The sequence below is a fragment of the Terasakiella brassicae genome (assembly GCF_014641495.1).
Lineage (GTDB): Bacteria > Pseudomonadota > Alphaproteobacteria > Rhodospirillales > Terasakiellaceae > Terasakiella > Terasakiella brassicae.
Map to the genome: position 1 here is coordinate 12,723 of NZ_BMHV01000015.1, position 18,565 is coordinate 31,287.

Below are 18,565 nucleotides of genomic sequence, written 5' to 3' on the forward strand. Positions count from 1 at the left end.
TCAAAAACCCTCAGATCCCGTCGATTAAAGTTATTTAATAGTACCTGTTTACTCAAGGAATGCAATCTAGTCTAATCTGAAAGAGATAGAAATTCTTCATTTGTATAGGTGAGGCAAATTCATGCGGACATATCCTGAACGCCCGTGGGTCGGCATCGGTGTCGTTGTTCATAAAGATGATGATATTTTGCTGATAAAAAGGGCAAAAGCCCCCTACAAGGGCACATGGAGCCTGCCCGGTGGTGCACAGCATATTGGCGAAACCGTTATAGAGGGAGCCAAACGCGAAGTTTTTGAGGAAACCGGAATATATACAGATCATCACCAATTTATTGATGTCGTCGATTCTATTCATTTCGACAAAGATAAGCGTGTGGAATATCACTATACGCTCATTGAAATATCGTGCACCTATCAACAAGGAACCTTGGCCGCAAACGATGATGCGCTATGCGCTAAATGGGTTCCTTACCATCAAATTGATCAATACAATTTGCGAGAAGAAACCCTTCGCATTATCAAGCAGTCTTATCGTTCACGGAACGCTTCGTTGACGGAGGAATAAACAGGTTTTAACAGATATTGCAGTAATGTCTTTTTCCCTGTTGTCACGTCCGCCTGAACCGTCATCCCCGGCATAATCCGGTTATTGGATGGGTCATACCCGACATAGCTTCGATCCAGTGCGATCAAACCTTTGTAATAAGGTTCTTCCTTTTCGTTCATAAAGGTTGTGGCTGAAATCGCAGAAAGCTCCCCTGTAATACCACCATAACGCGAGAAATCAAAACTCGTAATCTTAACCGTAACCGGCTGACCAACACGCATATGCCCGACATCACGTGTTGCGATTTTCGTTTCGACAATCAATTCCTTATCCAAAGGGACTATTTCAGTTATCGTCGCACCGGGGGCTAAAACACCACCAATCGTTGTTGCCTGCAATCCTTTAACAATACCACGTACCGGGGCACGGACTTCCAGACGCTTCACCCGGTCTTCCAGCTTTGCAATGGCTTCGCGCACCTGAGCCAGTTCCTGCGTCACACCGCCCATTTCCTGCAAAGCTTCTTCTTTTGACTTGGCAACGTCCTGCGCCAGCCGATTCTTGGCTTCTTCGTGTTCTTCCAATGCTTTGAGGCGTTCTTGAACCACTTTATTCACATCACCGTGCGCCTGATTGGCTTCACGCTTCAATTCAAGATACAAAACCTTTGAGCTCAACCCCTGTTTAAACAGAGATTCTCGCATTTTCAATTCATCTTGAACGATGGAAAGCTGTTGACGTAACGTTGTTTCTTTTTCTTCCAGCAAATCAAGTTCTGTGCTGGATTGTTCAATCTGATTGATCAAAACCTGACGGCTACTGTCTTGTGCGCCTGTTTGAACCCTGTAAATCGCCATCTGATCTTCGACCATTCCGGCATATTCTTTTCCAACGATTGAAAAATCCGGTTGCCTATCCATACCGATAGCACGCAATCTTTCTGCTTTTAACAACAAGCCAGCCCGGCGTGCTTTCATCTGTGCGCGTTCAGAATAAGCCGCAGCAGGGTCCAGACGTATCAGGACGTCACCTGTCTCAACAATTTGTCCTTCCGAGACCAGGATTTCAGATACAATCCCGCCTTCAAGATGTTGAATCGTCTGAATTTGGCCAGAGGGGATGACCTCCCCGAAAGAAACAGAGACTTCATCAACCTCGGTAAAATACGACCAGACGATAAAAGCAACAATCACCGCGCCGACCGTCATCATTCCCGCACGAATTAAAGAAGAAGACCCGGCCTCTTCCAAAACAACGGATTGTGCCAAATAACGCGTCTGTCGCGATCCAATTTTAAACTGGACCGGATGCAGTTTTTTTTCTTCAACAGCTTTTGTGTCACTTTTTGTAATCTGGTTGCCACTCATAGGAAATCTTTCGGTAAGTGGGGTTTAACCTCATCTGTTGGACCGTACATTTTCATGTGACCGTTTTCCAACCATAATACTTTGTCTGCTATTTTTAAATGACTTGGTCTATGTGTAACAATGAAGCTGCAAACCCCTTCTTCTTTGAGATTGGCAACTGCCTTCATAAAGGCCTGATCATCATCAAAATCAAGTCCATTACCCGGTTCGTCAAATAGCATAATTTTAGGACTTTTCACGAAACAACGCGCAAGGTTTAAACGTTGCTGAAAACTGCTGGGTAACTGACCGCCCGTCCCCTCCCCGATTCGGGTCCAGAATCCTTTTGGCAACGCCTCAATATCATCTAAAACATTTGCAATTTTACAGGCGTGCGCCAATTCTTCATCCGTTGCAGCCGGATTAGCAAGACGTAAGTTTTGTGCAATCGTTCCGTAGAAGAATTGTGTGGTTTGCGGGGCATAGCCCATCATCTGACGCAATTCAACAGGGTCCAACTGACGAATATCCGTTTGATCAACCCGAATATTACCCGCCTGTGGAATATACATGCCCAACAACAATTTAAGGATCGTGGACTTTCCGCTACCATTTCCACCAACAAGGGCCAGAACTTCACCGGGGTTTACATCAAAATTCACCCCGACAAGTGCCGGGTCTGCATCCGGGGAATAGCGCAAAGACACACGACCAAATGAAATAAAACCATTGATTTTACGGTTTGTCGAAATCGTCTGATCTTTATGTTCTGAATTAATATTCATCAAATTGTTAATCTGTGAAATAGATGAACGTACCTGCTCCAACCGGGTAAGTGTCACAAACCCTGATTGTAACGGCCCCAAGACACGCCATACAAGGATCATCGAAGCGACAAGCCCCCCAATGGTCATCGCACCATTGAAAACTTCGAAAACCCCAACAGCAACCGTTGCAACACCGGAAATAATCATCAAGACATGTGATGTCGTATTAAGATAACTGGTTACTTGTGCCGACTTGAAGCTGGCCATTGCCGATTTGGCTGACAGCTCACGATAGCGGCTCAACCATGTGGCTTCCGAATTACTGTATTTAATCGCCCGCATGGAAGAAATTGTTTCAATAACCAATTCTTGTTTTTGCGAACCATAGCGGGCCGTTGCTCCAATTGCGTTTCGAATAATCGGGCCAAAAGCCAACGCCACCAGCCAATAGAGAACCAGCATTAAAATCGGAATAAAGGCAACAATGCCACCTAAAACAAAGATGACGATAATGAAAATAAATGAAAACGGGATTTCAAACATAACCACGGCCATAGGCCCGGTGAAAAATTCCCGAATAGATTCAAAATCCTTAATTCGTGCCACCTGAGCCCCGATTGTTGCACGTTCTGTAAAGGCAGGCGGCAGGAACATAATCCGTTTAAAAACTTCCGTTCCCACGATATTGTCGATCCTTGCCCCGACAAAAGCAAAAATCTTGGTTCGGATTTTCCTGAGGACAAAATCGCATATAAGCGCAATACTCACCCCGATACCAAAATAAGCCAATGTAGACATGGACCCGGTCGCAACAACTTTATCATATACCGCCATGACAAAAAGCGGGGTTGCCAAGGCCAATAAATTCAACAGCAGTGTTAAACCGAGGATTTGGTAGATCAAGGAACGGAACCGTTCCATCACCATCCAGAACCAGCCAATTTTTTGTTGGGCTATTTTTTGTTCTTCATTATCAACAGGTGTAAAGAAATAGGCCGTTCCCTTCATCTTCATGTCATTGCCACTGAGTGTGGCATAATCACCTGTTCCACCATCAAAAATGCGAACGCCATAATCACTGCGTGCCATCGGGATAAATGCCGCACGATCATCCGAAACATAAAGACAGGGCATCAAACGAGGATCAATATCCTTGAGACGAATACGTTCTGGTCGACTAGAATATTGCAGGTTCGCCATAACATTACGAAAACCCGTAATATCCAGTTCGTCCGCAAAATGCGGCATTGCTTCGGCGACATTGCGCTGTTCCCCACGCCAACTTAAGGCCATCAGCAAAATTTCTAGGCAGGCTGCAAAATCTGAAATTTCGCGCAAGTTCGCCAATAAAGGCGATTTTTTAATAGCTTCAGCCGTTTGCGAGAGTGAACGTTTTTCTACTTCAAGTTTTTTAACGTCTATTTTGCCCAATGCGTTACTCATGTATCGCTATCCGTTTCTTTGACTGTACGGGTTTTCAGGACAAGTTTTTTATTTTTCAATCCAGCACCATCTCTTGACCTGCTGTCATCCATCTTGGCAGCACGTGCTTTCCATGTTTCTGCGGGTGCTAGTTTAGGATCAACTTTAGTATCTTGTTTTTCTTCAACAATATTCGGTTCTTTTCTATCAGTCTCGACATCCTTTTGTGCTTTTGTTTGCGCCTCAGGACTGTCTTGCATTTTTTTCTTTTGGATCAAGCGATCAAAAACCGATTTATCCGAGGCTAAAATACGGGGTTGTTTTTTCTCATTCTCATCAACCGACTTCCCCGGAACAGTCACTTTGCGCTCTGCAACACGTTTTTTAGGGCGCGGCACAAGCTTTGTTTTCAGCTTATCTTTTATTGCATCTTTGTTTTCTGCTTTTTCCACCGATGCAGTTTCTTGTGGCTCTTTCGGGGGAACCGGATTTGGTTTGCCTTGTTGCGCCTGAGAGGACGGCACCCCTGCCGCTATCCTTTTTTCAGTTGGCGGCGTTTGATCTGTTGAATGGAAAACCGGTGCTTCTTCAATTTCTCGTTTTATCAAATGACCATCTTGCAAATCATAGACAGCATCCGCCATTCTCAAGACAGACGGACGGTGTGAAACAAGAAACAACGTTCGTTTCCCACGGGCTTGCTCCAAAAACTCGGTTAAAACTTTGTCTCCGGCACTATCCATTGCTGCATTTGCTTCATCAAAAAGAAGAACGACCGGATCGCTCATCAACGCCCGCGCGATGGCAACCCGTTGTTTGATACCACGCGGTAATGTGTCGTAAGCACCATTTCCGACCGAGGTATCATAGCCCAGCGGCATACGTGCAACCACATCATCCAGCCCTAACAAACGTGCAATTCGTAATGCCTTTTCTTCCAGTTCAGGTTTGAACATTGTCAGGTTTTCAAGGATTGTCCCGTTGAATAGAACACCATGTTGAGGCAAATAGGCGATCTTGCGGCGAACACTGTTGGGTTCCAATTCATTAATATCTTGACCATCAATCAGGACTTGACCTTCACTGGCGCGCATTGCACCCATCATCAGGTATAATAACGAGCTTTTCCCACTGGCATTCCCACCGGAAATACCAATAATTTCACCAGGCTCTACTTTTAAATTAATATTAGCAAAAACCGTTTGCTCGTCATCCCCAAATTTCAAACCGACATTATGCAACTCAATCCGGCCTGAATAATGGCTATCGACAGCAGGCAAAGCACCTTGGGTTTCCGGTTGCAATTCAAAAATTTCACGCAGTTTTGCACGGGCGAGCTGAATGGATTGAAAACGTGACCAGATCCCGACAGCACGCTGAAGAGGTTGCATCGCACGACCGGACAACATCGTACAAGCCGCCAAACCACCAACGGTCAATTGCCCATCAATAACAAAAGTACTTCCGGCCCCCACAACGGCAAACATCGTTAATTGCGAATAAAGCGCCCCCAGACTCATGGCAGAAGAACTCTGGCGCGTCACTTCATAGTCTGTTTTCGCACAGGCTTCCTGAAGACGTTCGTAACGGCGTAACATCTGCGTTTCCATCGCCATAGACTTTAGCGTGTGAATGCCCGTCAAGACCTCAATAATAAAGTTAAACCGACGTTCATCCGCAACCATTCTTTCTGATATGGCTTTTCGTAATTTAATGCCAATACGCCAAGCCATTAAGGCAAAAAGCGCGATGAGCAGGATAGGGACAAAAACAAGAGCCCCTGCGAGATAACTGATCAATGCAAGGAAAATAATTGAAAACGGCAAATCAAACAGTGTCATAATGGCTTGGCCTGCGTAAAATTCCTTTAACGTTCCAAGTGAAGAAATTCGTTCCAAATGCACACCGGAACCGTCTTTTTCAAATTCATTAACACTGGTGGAAAGCAGGCGTTCAATCGCTGCACAGCCCGCCATATGTTCAAACCGTGCGCCGACCCATCCGCTCAAATACGACCGACCGACACGTAAGGCAGCTTCCATCAGCAAAGCCAAAGCAATGCCGCTCACCAACAATGCTAATGTATTCAACGCATTGTTTGGCAAAATACGGTCATAAATTTGCAATAGAGACAAAGGCATTGCCAACGACAATATGTTAATAAAGAAAGATGCCAGCAAAATATCCATCATTCCAAAAGGAACTTTGGAGCTTTTGCCAAGCTTGGCCAACCAGTCGATCGACTTATCTGCCTTTCTGTTTAACATATTCTTGTTTTTTACCCTTATGAGTGATGATCATATTTATACTATTAGATAGTCGAATGGTTCTGTCCTCGCAAACAAAAACACCTTAATAAAAATCAAACCTACCAATTACTTATGCAATTACGTATATACCCGTATCCTACTTGTTTAATATCAACAAACACCCTCAACCATACATGAAAATTCACAAACAAATCCTTAAGAGGGGGTAGAATCTTAACGCTGGAGTTAAAAATTAACCAAAACGAAACTCCAGATAAAATATGCTCTTTCCATCTTGCGCGGTATATAGGTTTCCCCTACTATCCGCCACGCGTTCGGCAAGCATGAAATTGAGATACACGGGCATGGCATTTAAGCAAACAGCATCAAAACGGCAATTTGTGACATACACACTTTTTGCAACTTGTTCTGCACTTGCAGTCCTTGCTCCCTCACACGCGCGTGCTCAGCTTTCTATTATGGGCGTTCTTGACACACGCGCCCCGTTCAGCCCGGTACAAAAGAAGACTTCTCCGGTTCTTACCTCACCAGAGTTGCAACAAAAATCAAAGCCAAAAAAGCAGCTTCCGACACATTCAAACGAGGTTGCGCCTTCATCCAATTCGGAAAAATCATCTATTTCTGCCGATGAACTTGGATATAGTAAGGACCTTGGCATTCTGACAGCACGTGGCAATGTCGAAATTATATATAGTGAGCGTATTCTCGTTGCCGACACCGTTTCTTACAATCAAAATAAAGACGTTGTAACCGCATCGGGCAATGTCCAACTGATAGAACCTGACGGCAATGTCCTCTTAAGTGAATATATGGAAATATCGTCAGACTTGAAACATGGCATTGCACGCCAAATGGTTTTGAGTCTTGCAAACAACTCTCTTATTCGTGCAAAAGAAGGGGAGAAGGATGGTCGTTTCACTGTCATTAAAGACGCTGAATATTCCGCTTGTAAAAAATGTGAAGATGACCCGGACCGTCCCCTTTTGTGGAAACTCAGTGCAAAAGAAGTCAAACACGATTCCAAATTGCAACGCATAGAATATTCAGATGCATTTTTCGAAATCTTGGACGTGCCTGTCCTTTATACACCGATTTTCTGGCATGCTGATCCCTCGCGAAAACGTGAAACCGGTTTTTTATTCCCATCATATGGTAGTCAAGGCACTCTCGGCAGTTATGTGAATACACCCTTTTTCTGGAACATCAATCCGTCAAAAGATTTAACTATAAACCCAACCTGGTATTTCGACGACAATCAGCCCCTTTTGGAATTGGGATACCGCCAATCCTTAAGGAATGGTGATTTACGCCTGAACGGAAGTGCGACTTACATTAAAGAAGGTGGAGTTGGCCAGTCTTCCGGAAATACCGGAAATGAAATTCGCGGACATATTGATAGCGAAGGACAATTTGATATCAATAACACTTGGCGATGGGGCTTTGAGGTCAATACTGCCAGTGATGACACCTATACGCGTCGGTATGGCTTTAATGACAATACTGAAAATGCACAATTAATTTCCCAACTCTATACCGAAGGGTTTCGTAAGCGCAATTATACAACGCTTAATTTAAGCACCTACCAAGAACAACGTGACATCAAATCTGAAACCCTGCAAGATTCCAAGCTGGAATATCTAATTTCATATATGAGTCAGCCGTCCAAAAGTGGTTCTTATTGGAAAATAGACGGCACCATGATGCATATTTCCCACCGCAATGACGTTCGGACCTCCCGTCTTGCCGCAGATACATCCTGGGTTGTCCCTTATACATCCAATACCGGCGATTTGATTACACTGGAAGCCAATTTAATTTCAGCAGGCTATTATACCTCAGAATCCAATGCCGCCAGTAGTGCTTCAGTCAAAAGCGGGACCGATGCGCAATTTGTTCCCAGCCTAAGCTTGGAATGGCGAAAACCTGTTAGTCGCACCCATATGGACGGTAAAGTAAATGAGGTCTTCGAACCAATATTCAAGGTCAAAGCCGCCCCGAATGTCAGTCAACGCGACTTCTTGAATGAAGATAGCCAGGACTTTGAATTTGATGACACCAATGTCTTTAAAACCAAACGTTTTACCGGTTTGGACCGCATTGATGGCGGTCACAGAATGGATTATGGCCTGAATTGGGGCGTTTATGGAAATGAAGGCGGCTATAGCTTATTCTCAATCGCACAAAGTTATCGGTTGCGAGATGACAAAACCTATAGCTCCAACTCAGGCCATGAAGACAATCTTTCAGATATTGTCGGGCGGATTGACATCGCGCCAACGGATTTCCTGAATGTTCTTTATCGCTATCGACTGGATAAGGATGAACTCACATTAAACCGAAGTGAAACATCGTTGACCATTGGCCCTTCTTCCTCTCGCATGAGTATTTCCCACCTTTATGTCGAAGGTGCCGGTGGCGGGTCGCAATATGCAACGCGGGAAGAAATCTCGACTTCAATAGAAAATCAGTGGTCTAAAAATTGGTCGTCCAATGCCTATTCCACTTACCGGATGAATTCCCCTGAAGGCAACGTCAATTATGGCGCACGCGTTACTTATGAAGATGATTGCTCAGCCGTTTATCTGGATTTCAGACGTAGTTTTGCCGAAGATCGCGACCTGACACCGGATGACACGTTCTCCTTACGTTTTGAACTTAAAAGCCTTGGTGACTTTGGTGTCTTCTAAAGAGAGCAATACATAAAAAAAGCTGAAAAGAAATATTCTCTTCAGCTTTTTATTTTTTCTCTTCTATCAATCAATCCGTCATACGAACTTTAACATATGACCCCGGTGCATCTTCTATCGGTTTATGCTTTTTGCTCCCCACCGCGCGCGCATCGACTTTACCGCCGCTATGTCGGGCAATCCATTTTTTCCAGTCTTGCCACCATGAACCCTCGTTCTGCTTGGCACCAGCTAGCCACTTATCCGGGTCGGCCGGTTTGTTTGTATTCGTCCAATAACCGTATTTCCCTGAATTTTCCGGGTTAATAATTCCGGCGATATGACCGGAACCACCCAAAACAAATTTCACAGGTCCTGAAACATGCTGGGTTAATGAGTAAGTTGATTTCCAAGGTGCAATATGATCATCATGTGTGGAAATCATATACATGGGGGTTTCGATCTTACGCAAATCAATAGGCACACCGTTCAATTCAATTCCATTGGGTTCAATGAGCTTATTTTCCAAATACATTTTTCGTAAATAGAACTTGTGCATCATCGCTGGCATACGGGTCGGGTCTGAATTCCAATAAAGCAAATCAAACGGGAATGGTTCTTTCCCCAGCAAATAATTATTAACGAAGAAAGACCAAACCAGATCATTTGCGCGTAACAGGTTGAAAACCTGCGACATTTGCGCCCCTTCCAGATAGCCTTTACGTTCCATATGGGCATCCAGAATTTCCATTTGCTCTTCATCAATAAAGACGCGTAACTCACCACAATCTGTAAAATCCGTTAATGTGGTAAACAAGGTTGCAGATTTCACTTTATCCGCCTCCCCAATGGCCGCCAAATAAGCAAGTGTGCAACTTGTCAGCGTTCCACCAATGCAATATCCTGCGATATTAACCTGATCTGCACCTGTAATTTCTTGCACCACATCAATCGCATTTAAGGGACCTTCCTGCATGTAGCAGGAGAAGTCTTTATGCGCGAGTTTTTCATCCGGGTTGATCCACGAAATAACAAAAACCGTATGGCCTTGATCAACAGCCCATTTGATCAGGGAGTTTTTCGGTTGAAGGTCCAGCACATAAAACTTATTGATCCACGGCGGAACGATTAAAAGCGGGTTTTTAGCGACTTTTTCCGTTGTCGGCTCATACTGCAAAAGCTGAATCAAGCCGTTCTGGTAAACCACTTTACCCGGCGTTGAAGCAACATTTTTCCCCAATTCAAATGCCTTCACATCCGTCATGGAGACACGCAACTTGCCCTTACCTTCTTCCAAATCTTTCAGGAAATGATCAAATCCTTTTAACAGGCTTTGACCTTGCGTTTCGACCGCTGCCTTAATCACAGCCGGATTGGTTGCTGCAAAGTTACTTGGTGCCATCGACTGAACAAAGTTACGAGTATAGAAATCAACTTTCTTTTGCGTACTTTCATCAATCCCGTTCACGTCAGACATCGTATTTTTGATCCAACGTGCCGTTAACAGATAATATTGTTTGACCGCATCAAAATAGATTTCTTCTTCCCATGCTTCATCTTTAAAACGACGATCCCCGGGAACCGGTTTTGCAACAGGTTCTGTTTCCTGCCCGAGCATACGCTGGGTCACATGTTGCCAAAGGGCCGTATATTCTTTCCATAAATCAGCTTGAGCCTGCGCAAGACGCTGCGGATCCTGCATAAGCTGTGTCGAGGCCTTCAAAAACGCCTTGCCGACAACATAAGGGTCTGGAATCTGAAAACCGTCATCTTCAGCCTGACGCTCAAGAAACTTTGTCATAATACGCTGAGAACGCTCTGCAAAATCCTGCATAGAGTCCATCAGCTGTTGTTGATCGACATTCATCAAGTTTTGTTCTTGTCCTTGAGTCAAACCCAAATCTCCCCTTTTTTTAATTTTTCAACTACGCAAGTGCAGTTCAATCTATTCTGTGCTCAATGTCAATTTTCGAACACACTTTTTTATTGTCAGGATAATGTCAATCATTCATCAAAGAATAAACTTATGCATTTTCACCCACACAAGCTATTGATTTCACACGAAACAAAATAGCGCACACCTTAGTAATTAGCTTTTCAAGAGTTCTAACGCTTGCTGGTGTAGCTGTGGGGTTGCGGCGGCTACAATGCGTCCATCCCAATTTAAGGTGACCTCTTCACCGTCCCAGCCGGTGACGATTCCACCGGCACCTTGAATAACAGGCACCAATGCCATCGCATCATAGGGCTGCAAACCTGCCTCAATCACCAAATCAATATGACCGGATGCCAACAACGCATAGGCATAGCAATCGGTTCCATAACGTGTGCATTTAACCTTATCCTTTACACGGTTAAAGCCTGCGGCCTGTTCCTCAGTAAACAGGTCTATATCCGTTGTGAATAAACTTGCCTGATTCAAATCCACGCCGGTACGAACTTGGCAATAGCTTCCGTTGTAGGTTGTACCGTTGGGGCTGCCCACCCAACGTTCTTTCATCATCGGGACATCCAGCACACCGATTTGCGGCACACCGTTTTCCAAATAAGCAATCAAAGTTCCAAACCACGGTGCCCCACAAATAAAAGATCGCGTGCCATCAATCGGGTCCAGTACCCACGTATGTACGCCGTCCCCTTCTTTCACACCATGTTCTTCACCAAAAATACCATGATCTTCAAACGCTTGCTCGATCCGTTCGCGCATGGCTGCTTCAGCACTTCGATCAGCAATTGTTACAGGGCTATCATCGGCTTTATCAATCACCCCGACATTCCGCCTGAAATAAGGTTCAATAACGGCGCGGGATGTATCAGCAAGACTTGCCGCAAACTCAAGGATTTCCGTTGTCATGTTTTATTTATCCACTCCACCCATGCACAGGTATTTAATTTCAACAAAATCTTCGACACCATACTTAGAACCCTCCCGGCCAATGCCAGACTCTTTTACCCCGCCAAAAGGAGCTGCTTCGGTTGAAATGATACCTTCATTGATACCGACAATACCATATTCAAGACCTTCACTAACACGCCAGATACGCCCGATATCGCGTGCATAAAAATAAGCTGCCAAGCCAAATGGTGTATCATTGGCCTTAACGATGACTTCTTCTTCGCTTTCAAACTTGTAAAGTGGAGCAACAGGACCAAAAATTTCTTCATTGGCAATGCGCATGTCAGTTGTCACATCGGTAAGAATAGTCGGTTGATAGAACGTCCCGCCAAGATCATGGGCTTGTCCACCGCACACAACCTTCGCCCCTTTGTCTTTGGCATCATCAACGAGGTTTTGAACCTTTTCCAACGCAGCTTTATTGATCAAGGGGCCTTGGGTCACACCATCCTGATCGCCTGAACCCACTTTGAAGGTCCGAACGGCATCTGCCAGTTTTTGGGCGAATTCATCATAAACACCGGCTTGAACGAAAATACGGTTTGCGCACACACAGGTTTGCCCTGCATTGCGATATTTCGACGCAATCGCCCCCACAACCGCCGCATCCAAATCCGCATCATCAAACACAATAAACGGCGCATTCCCACCAAGTTCCAAAGACACTTTCTTGACTTGGTCTGCGCATTGCTTCATCAACAGTTTGCCAACCGGGGTGGACCCTGTGAAACTGACTTTGCGAACAATCGGGTTACCTGTCAGTTCCCCACCGACCGCAACGGCATTTGGTTTATTACAGGTGACAACGTTAAACACGCCTTTTGGAACACCCGCACGTTCGGCCAATTCCGCCAAGGCCAATGCACTCAGCGGGGTATCTTCTGCAGGTTTGACAACAGCCGTACATCCAACAGCCAAAGCAGGTGCCACCTTGCGTGTAATCATCGCCAGCGGGAAATTCCACGGTGTAATCGCACCAATAACGCCAATAGGCTGCTTGATGACAACTACCCGCTTATCTGCACCGTGCGCCGGGATGACATCCCCATAAAGACGTTTTCCTTCTTCTGCAAACCATTCCACAAAAGAGGCCCCATAGATAACCTCGCCACGTGCCTCTGCCAAAGGCTTGCCTTGTTCAAAGGTCATCAACTGCGCAAGGTCTTCCTGATTTTGTAAAATCAGGTCGTACCACGCCCGCAAGATATTTGCGCGTTCTTTTGCTGTCTTTGAGCGCCAGGACGCTAAGGCCGAATTAGCCGCATCAATGGCATGTTTGGTTTCAGCTGCCCCCAAATCCGGTACAGCTGCAATTAAGTCACCATTTGCAGGATTAAAAACATCAAACGTGTCCCCATTATCGCTGTCACACCATTGACCATCAATATAGGCTTGAGTACGCAATAATTTTGGATCGGTAAGTTTCATATTTTCCTCCTGAAAAACGTTTGCTTGACGTTACCCGAGCCACGCCTATTCGACAAGTGTCGCGTCCAGTTGGTATTGTTTTTTCGGATCTTCTATTTCCAAAACCCAAAGATCCGGGTCACGTGCCACTTGTCGGTTAATGTAGGCGTCACAATCACGTTCATCGACAAATCCGTTTTTCAAGCCATGCATCCAGCCACGTTCTCCCTCAATTGTGGTTACAGGCACAAAAACGGCACAACCTTCTGAAAAACGATTTAACTTCAAAAATACGGACCCAGAATCAGGATCTCCTTTACGAATAACCATTGCAGAAATAAACTTTATATCGCAAACACGCAATTGAGCTTGCACCCACAGTCCTGCTTTTAGCCGATCCGACACGTTTTTCTCCGGTCTTCATTAAATTAAAATGATAGTGAGCCCTATGTTTAAACTAAACGACAGAATTGACAACGACACGTTTGAAATTTGTAAACTTTCCTTGTGCGAAGTGCGCTTGATGAATGACGCAAATTACCCTTGGATTATCCTCATTCCGATGATGGAAGGACTAACTGAACTCCATCACATTCCCGCTGATCGACAATCTGAACTATATTCAGAAATCAATCAGGTTTCTCAGATCATGGAAGACATTTTTGCACCTAAATCCCTAAATGTTGCAGCCCTCGGAAATGTTGTCAGTCAATTACACATTCACGTCATTGCCCGGTTTGAAAACGACCAAACTTGGCCCGGACCCGTCTGGGGACAACACCCTGCCCGCCCCTATGAAGATAAAAACACACTTAATCGACTGGAAAATGCATTCAAGCAATTGCAATCTCGCGCTTAAAGCGATAAAACACTGCCATGACCACAATGATCCCACGCCGAAAATCACGCATCCGTCAACGCAATGAGGACGCTATCCTCAAGGCGGCCGAGATCGTTTTTGCCCAACGTGGGTTTGGTGCCGCAACAACGGCGGAGATCGCCAAACGGGCAGGCATCCCCAAAGCCAATTTGCACTATTATTTCAACACAAAAGAAGATTTATATACGCAAGTTCTGGAAAATATTCTTGGAACATGGCTGACGGCAGCCGATGATTTTAATGAAGATCAGGACCCCAAATCCGCACTTGAAAACTACATCCGCACAAAAATCGAACTATCCCGCACCCGCCCGGAAGCATCAAAAATTTTCGCCAAGGAAATTATTAGTGGTGCACCGTTTCTAAAAGATCATTTACGCGGTGATATCAACCCGTGGCTGGAAGAAAAAACACGCATTTTCCAAAGCTGGATCGCACAAGGAAAAATGGCACAGGTCAATGTCCCTCACCTGTTCTTCCTGATTTGGTCCATGACGCAAACTTATGCCGACTTTTCCACACAAATCAGTATTGTTCTCGATAAAGAAAAACTGGAAAAGAAAGATTTTGACACGGCCTGCGATATGATTCTTTCAATGGTTTTCGCCCTTTGCAATCTTAACTAAACTGTCATTTGTGTGATCCAGGTCACAGCTGTAAAAGATCTCCCGTTATATTTATTTTTATGCCTCATCAAAATGGGTGATGGCATGAGAATACGGTCTTTGTAAAACCCCGGCATCGGGATTACTAAAAAGAGCAGGATAAAGAAATGTTATCGAAAAAGTGGATGCGATCAGGCGAAGAACCGCGTCTCAAAGATATGCTAAATGATCCGATTGTTGAATTGGTTATGGCCCGCGATAACCTGAATGCCAATGATGTGTGGCAGGTTGTCAATCAGGCGAAATCCCAAATCAATCAAATTGAATGTAACGCGGCCTAATTCTACCCTTTTCTTTTTTTGCGGAGAATTGTAGATTACCGTCAAAAGCGCCCTATGTTGGGGCGCTTATTATTTATCTAGCTATTGGAGATATCATCATGGCTGATCAAGTCGGCGCAGCACACATCCTTCTCATGTACGCAGGTTCAGCGCGTTCCACCGCGACACGCAGCAAAGAAGAAGCCCTGCAACAGATTAAAGACATGAAAACCGAAATCGACAATGGCGCTGATTTTGGTGAACTGGCTCAACAGCATTCAGATTGCCCGTCTGGCGCAAGCGGCGGTGATCTCGGTACATTTGGTCGTGGCCAAATGGTCCCGGAATTTGAACAAGCTGCCTTCAGCATGGAAGTCGGCGCAACCAGCGACGTTGTTGAAACTGATTTTGGTTACCATCTGATCCAGCGTACCGCGTAATCGTATCGCCGCAAAATTCATTTGCGCTTTCGCGTTATTTATTAAAAATGTTAGTGTGCCCCCAAAGGTGCACTAACATTTTTTTTGGAGAAAAACATGAGCGGCGTTGATCTGGACCACCCCGAAGCCATTTTCGTAAAACGACTTGATGGCACCGGTTATGGTTTCTTCTATTCAACCCCCGCACAATTTGATAATGCCGCCAATGGCTTTATCAGACCGATCAAAGCACGCATTCAACAAGAAGCCGCCGAAAAAAATGAAATCCCGGTAAATGCGGACGAGCTTTGCCTCAAAGCCTCTATAAAGGCGATGGAACGCGTTTATGCCCCAGATTGGGACGATCAGGCCGGAATTGACGGAACGCGCTGTGTGGCCGCATCCTGCGTTGCGGAAACCAAATGGGAAGACACCATTCCCCAGTGTATTGTTATCGAGCAGGTCGGCGATGATATCAGCATACGCGAAGGGTTCGAATTTTTGGAACATCCCGGTTACCCCCTTGGAGTTGTCATCGGCTCCAAAGGAGACGGTGGCGGCTTATGCCGTTTTTATGACAGCGAGGATGAATTCCGACTGGTCGCCACCAAACCACCCTCTTCCCTTATTTGGCTACCTCAGCTCATTTATCGCCTTTATGTACGCACCCCGTCCATTATGACAGGGATTCCCACTCCTGATGAGGCTGGCAACGGCGTTGGTGTGGAATGTCATGCCTATAACCTGAATCGACAAGGGCAGTTGATCGAAAGACAACGTAAAAAATAAACCGTTTTGATTCCCCTTCTATCAGGAGGAAGCCCCGAATCTTTACCTCTACAAAACAAAAAAATCGACAACAAAAAAGCGCCGCCAAAACTGGCAGCGCTTTTTGAATGGCGACCCCTACGGGACTCGAACCCGTGTTGCCGCCGTGAAAGGGCGGTGTCCTAGGCCACTAGACGAAGGGGTCATATTCATTTTTTTACCAACGGGATGGCGACCCCTACGGGACTCGAACCCGTGTTGCCGCCGTGAAAGGGCGGTGTCCTAGGCCACTAGACGAAGGGGTCATCGCCGTTGGTGAGGCGGGTTATAGACGATGCTTTCCGACCCCGCAAGACAAAAATTGCATTTTTGTCATTTTTTTTCTAAGCGAATGATTTAAAAGAGCTTTTCATCAAGAAAACTGCGCTTTTAAAGAGAAACAGTCCGATTAAAATTTTGCATAAAAAAAAGCAGCGTACCCGTATCAGGCATACGCTGCATCATCAATGAGCAACTGAACCGAGGTTCCCCCGCCCCAAGTATCCAGTTTCAATCGTCCCGCGATATGAAACTTTTTACCGCCATGATTTAACAACGCCTGCCCGAGATCCGTATCCAAGGCCCGAAAGGCTATGGCCTTCAAACGAACCCCATATTGATCGATTAAAAAACAACGTACATGATCTTTACCGACCACATCAGCGCGTTGCAAAGACATATGGTTTAAAATAAACCGTGGCTGGGGGTTTCCAGCCCCAAAGGGACCAACTTGCTCCAGTTCCTCGACCAAAGCCGGTGTGGCTGCGCTGGCTGCAATGACACCATCACATTTATAGGTCGGTCGAATATCCTGTTCCTCAATCTGCTGAGAAAGACGTTCATTAAGAAATGCGTTAAAATCATCCAGTTTCTCACGATGAACGCTAAAGCCAGCTGCCATTGCATGACCACCGCCTTTTAACAGCAAGCCAGATTGACGGGCCGCAATAATCGTTGTTCCAAGATCCACCCCCGTCACAGATCGGCCCGATCCATGCCCGATATCATTTTCATCAAAACTGATCACACAGGATGGCAGGCTGTAGCGTTCCTTCAGACGTGACGCAACAATTCCAATCACACCGGGATGCCAGCCCTGCCCGATGGCTAAAACAACACCACGATGTTCCTGCCCATCAACCTGCTGAATTGCGTCATCCAAGACAGTCTGTTCAATTTCCTTGCGGTCTTTATTGTAACCATCTAGTTGCGCCGCAATTTCAGACGCCATACGGGCATTATCTGTCGAAAGCAAGGTCGCCCCCAGATAGGATTCACCGACACGCCCCCCCGCATTCACGCGTGGTCCCAGCACAAAACCGGCATGATAGGCTTCTGGTGTTTCATTGATACCTGCAACATCGACCAATGCTGCCAACCCAGGATTGCCACGCCGCGCCATGACCTTTAACCCTTGTATCACAAAAGCTCTGTTCAAACCGACAAGGGGCACCACATCACATACGGTCCCCAAGGCAACCAGATCCAGCAATTGACGTAAATCCGGTTCTTTCCGCCCATCAACAAACCAGCCCGAATCACGTAAAGCGCGGTTGATCCCAATGGCAAAAATAAACGTCACCCCCACAGCCGCCAATTGGCTGTAGCGGCCATCTTCATCAAGACGTTTTGGGTTAATCACCGACACACAATCGGGTAATTTCACCTCGGCCTCGTGATGGTCGACAACGACGACATTTAAACCGATTTCGCGCGCATGGGATAAGGGTTCAAATGCCGTTGTGCCACAATCCACTGTAACCACGGTTGTGACACCCTGTTCCTTTAACGCATCCATCGCGGGCGCATTCGGACCATAACCTTCTTCAAGCCGATCCGGGATATAGATGGTCGATTTGGCGCCAACGGCATTTAAGAAACGGCGAAACAATGCGGACGAGGTCGCACCATCTACATCGTAATCCCCAAAAATGGCAATCAGTTCATCATTCTGAATGGCCTGACACAAACAATCCACGGCCTCTGCCATGCCTTTAAAGCGGTTTGGATCAGGCAAAAGGTCCCGTAATGTCGGCGTTAAAAAAGTTTGCGCATCGTCCAGCGCCACATCCCGCGCTGCCATGACACGCCCCGTCAAGGCCGACACGTTCAGCCGTTGCGACAAGGTCATTGCCAAACGTTCATCAAAGGATCGATCCTGCCAGCTTTTGCCGGAAATGGATGAATCGATATCAAGCAGGTAGGACACTATT

Annotated in this window: 15 protein-coding genes and 2 tRNA genes; 7 read left to right on the plus strand and 10 right to left on the minus strand. The window is 45.8% G+C overall.

Going from position 1 to position 18,565, the window contains the following annotated elements; genetic code table 11:
- The first annotated feature begins 121 nt into the window (after window positions 1-121).
- Complete coding sequence (locus IEW74_RS11105; protein WP_188664901.1) at window positions 122-565, plus strand: NUDIX hydrolase; 444 nt, start codon at window positions 122-124, stop codon at window positions 563-565.
- Here IEW74_RS11105 and IEW74_RS11110 read toward each other — a convergent pair.
- Genes IEW74_RS11110 through IEW74_RS11120 form a run of 3 tightly spaced genes read right to left on the minus strand, consistent with a single transcriptional unit; the run spans window position 529 to window position 6,349 of the window.
- Window positions 529-1,914 carry an HlyD family type I secretion periplasmic adaptor subunit gene (locus tag IEW74_RS11110; RefSeq protein WP_188664904.1) on the minus strand — a complete coding sequence of 462 codons (1,386 nt, stop codon included), beginning with the start codon at window positions 1,912-1,914 and terminating at the stop codon, window positions 529-531. The genes IEW74_RS11105 and IEW74_RS11110 overlap by 37 nt on opposite strands.
- A complete protein-coding gene (locus IEW74_RS11115) occupies window positions 1,911-4,103 on the minus strand; it encodes a peptidase domain-containing ABC transporter (protein ID WP_188664907.1) in 2,193 nt (730 codons plus the stop codon). Before IEW74_RS11115 ends, IEW74_RS11110 begins: the two co-directional genes overlap by 4 nt.
- Window positions 4,100-6,349: a peptidase domain-containing ABC transporter gene (locus tag IEW74_RS11120; RefSeq protein WP_188664910.1), complete on the minus strand. Its 2,250-nt coding sequence runs from the start codon at window positions 6,347-6,349 to the stop codon at window positions 4,100-4,102. The genes IEW74_RS11115 and IEW74_RS11120 overlap by 4 nt, the downstream gene beginning before the upstream one ends.
- Window positions 6,350-6,810: 461 nt before the next feature.
- On the opposite strand from IEW74_RS11120, the gene IEW74_RS11125 reads away from it, so the two are divergent.
- Window positions 6,811-9,039, plus strand: a complete 2,229-nt coding sequence (locus IEW74_RS11125) for an LPS-assembly protein LptD (RefSeq protein WP_188664913.1) — start codon at window positions 6,811-6,813, stop codon at window positions 9,037-9,039.
- A 70-nt stretch (window positions 9,040-9,109) separates the two neighbouring features.
- Here IEW74_RS11125 and IEW74_RS11130 read toward each other — a convergent pair whose 3' ends face one another.
- The 4 genes from IEW74_RS11130 to IEW74_RS11145 form a co-directional block, all read right to left on the minus strand.
- Complete coding sequence (locus tag IEW74_RS11130; RefSeq protein WP_308419102.1) at window positions 9,110-10,912, minus strand: PHA/PHB synthase family protein; 1,803 nt, start codon at window positions 10,910-10,912, stop codon at window positions 9,110-9,112.
- Window positions 10,913-11,107: 195 nt separating this feature from the next.
- A complete protein-coding gene (gene hisN / locus IEW74_RS11135) occupies window positions 11,108-11,872 on the minus strand; it encodes a histidinol-phosphatase (RefSeq protein WP_188664916.1) in 765 nt (254 codons plus the stop codon).
- 3 nt (window positions 11,873-11,875) lie between these two features.
- Complete coding sequence (locus IEW74_RS11140; RefSeq protein ID WP_188664920.1) at window positions 11,876-13,342, minus strand: NAD-dependent succinate-semialdehyde dehydrogenase; 1,467 nt, start codon at window positions 13,340-13,342, stop codon at window positions 11,876-11,878.
- Between the two features lie 45 nt (window positions 13,343-13,387).
- Window positions 13,388-13,726 (minus strand): DUF1491 family protein, encoded by a 339-nt coding sequence (locus tag IEW74_RS11145; RefSeq protein ID WP_188664924.1) that lies wholly within the window; start codon window positions 13,724-13,726, stop codon window positions 13,388-13,390.
- Between the two features lie 43 nt (window positions 13,727-13,769).
- Here IEW74_RS11145 and IEW74_RS11150 point away from each other — a divergent pair, with 43 nt between their 5' ends.
- From IEW74_RS11150 to IEW74_RS11170, 5 genes are all read left to right on the plus strand, one after another.
- A complete protein-coding gene (locus tag IEW74_RS11150) occupies window positions 13,770-14,180 on the plus strand; it encodes an HIT domain-containing protein (RefSeq protein WP_188664927.1) in 411 nt (136 codons plus the stop codon).
- A 17-nt stretch (window positions 14,181-14,197) separates the two neighbouring features.
- A complete protein-coding gene (locus IEW74_RS11155; protein WP_188664930.1) occupies window positions 14,198-14,827 on the plus strand; it encodes a TetR/AcrR family transcriptional regulator in 630 nt (209 codons plus the stop codon).
- 146 nt (window positions 14,828-14,973) lie between these two features.
- Complete coding sequence (locus IEW74_RS11160; protein WP_188664933.1) at window positions 14,974-15,147, plus strand: hypothetical protein; 174 nt, start codon at window positions 14,974-14,976, stop codon at window positions 15,145-15,147.
- 98 nt (window positions 15,148-15,245) lie between these two features.
- Window positions 15,246-15,566 (plus strand): peptidylprolyl isomerase, encoded by a 321-nt coding sequence (locus IEW74_RS11165; RefSeq protein ID WP_188664936.1) that lies wholly within the window; start codon window positions 15,246-15,248, stop codon window positions 15,564-15,566.
- 96 nt (window positions 15,567-15,662) lie between these two features.
- Window positions 15,663-16,334, plus strand: coding sequence for a hypothetical protein (locus tag IEW74_RS11170; RefSeq protein ID WP_188664938.1), 672 nt, complete (start codon window positions 15,663-15,665; stop codon window positions 16,332-16,334).
- A 108-nt stretch (window positions 16,335-16,442) separates the two neighbouring features.
- Here IEW74_RS11170 and IEW74_RS11175 read toward each other — a convergent pair.
- The 3 genes from IEW74_RS11175 to recJ all read right to left on the minus strand — a co-directional run bounded on the left by IEW74_RS11175 (window position 16,443) and on the right by recJ (window position 18,561).
- A tRNA-Glu gene (locus IEW74_RS11175) sits at window positions 16,443-16,518 on the minus strand.
- Window positions 16,519-16,542: 24 nt separating this feature from the next.
- Window positions 16,543-16,618: transfer RNA gene (locus tag IEW74_RS11180), tRNA-Glu, on the minus strand.
- A 179-nt stretch (window positions 16,619-16,797) separates the two neighbouring features.
- Window positions 16,798-18,561, minus strand: coding sequence for a single-stranded-DNA-specific exonuclease RecJ (gene recJ, locus IEW74_RS11185; RefSeq protein WP_229734325.1), 1,764 nt, complete (start codon window positions 18,559-18,561; stop codon window positions 16,798-16,800).
- Window positions 18,562-18,565: the final 4 nt, after the last annotated feature.

Coding starts and splice junctions, on each gene's coding strand:
- IEW74_RS11110 (WP_188664904.1), bottom strand. CDS start 1,914: ATGAGTGGCAACCAGATTACAAAAAGTGACACAAAAGCTGTTGAAGAA.
- IEW74_RS11120 (WP_188664910.1), bottom strand. CDS start 6,349: ATGTTAAACAGAAAGGCAGATAAGTCGATCGACTGGTTGGCCAAGCTT.
- IEW74_RS11165 (WP_188664936.1), top strand. CDS start 15,246: ATGGCTGATCAAGTCGGCGCAGCACACATCCTTCTCATGTACGCAGGT.
- IEW74_RS11155 (WP_188664930.1), top strand. CDS start 14,198: ATGACCACAATGATCCCACGCCGAAAATCACGCATCCGTCAACGCAAT.
- IEW74_RS11125 (WP_188664913.1), top strand. CDS start 6,811: ATGGGCGTTCTTGACACACGCGCCCCGTTCAGCCCGGTACAAAAGAAG.
- IEW74_RS11105 (WP_188664901.1), top strand. CDS start 122: ATGCGGACATATCCTGAACGCCCGTGGGTCGGCATCGGTGTCGTTGTT.
- IEW74_RS11150 (WP_188664927.1), top strand. CDS start 13,770: ATGTTTAAACTAAACGACAGAATTGACAACGACACGTTTGAAATTTGT.
- IEW74_RS11160 (WP_188664933.1), top strand. CDS start 14,974: ATGTTATCGAAAAAGTGGATGCGATCAGGCGAAGAACCGCGTCTCAAA.
- IEW74_RS11115 (WP_188664907.1), bottom strand. CDS start 4,103: ATGAGTAACGCATTGGGCAAAATAGACGTTAAAAAACTTGAAGTAGAA.
- hisN (WP_188664916.1), bottom strand. CDS start 11,872: ATGACAACGGAAATCCTTGAGTTTGCGGCAAGTCTTGCTGATACATCC.
- IEW74_RS11140 (WP_188664920.1), bottom strand. CDS start 13,342: ATGAAACTTACCGATCCAAAATTATTGCGTACTCAAGCCTATATTGAT.
- IEW74_RS11170 (WP_188664938.1), top strand. CDS start 15,663: ATGAGCGGCGTTGATCTGGACCACCCCGAAGCCATTTTCGTAAAACGA.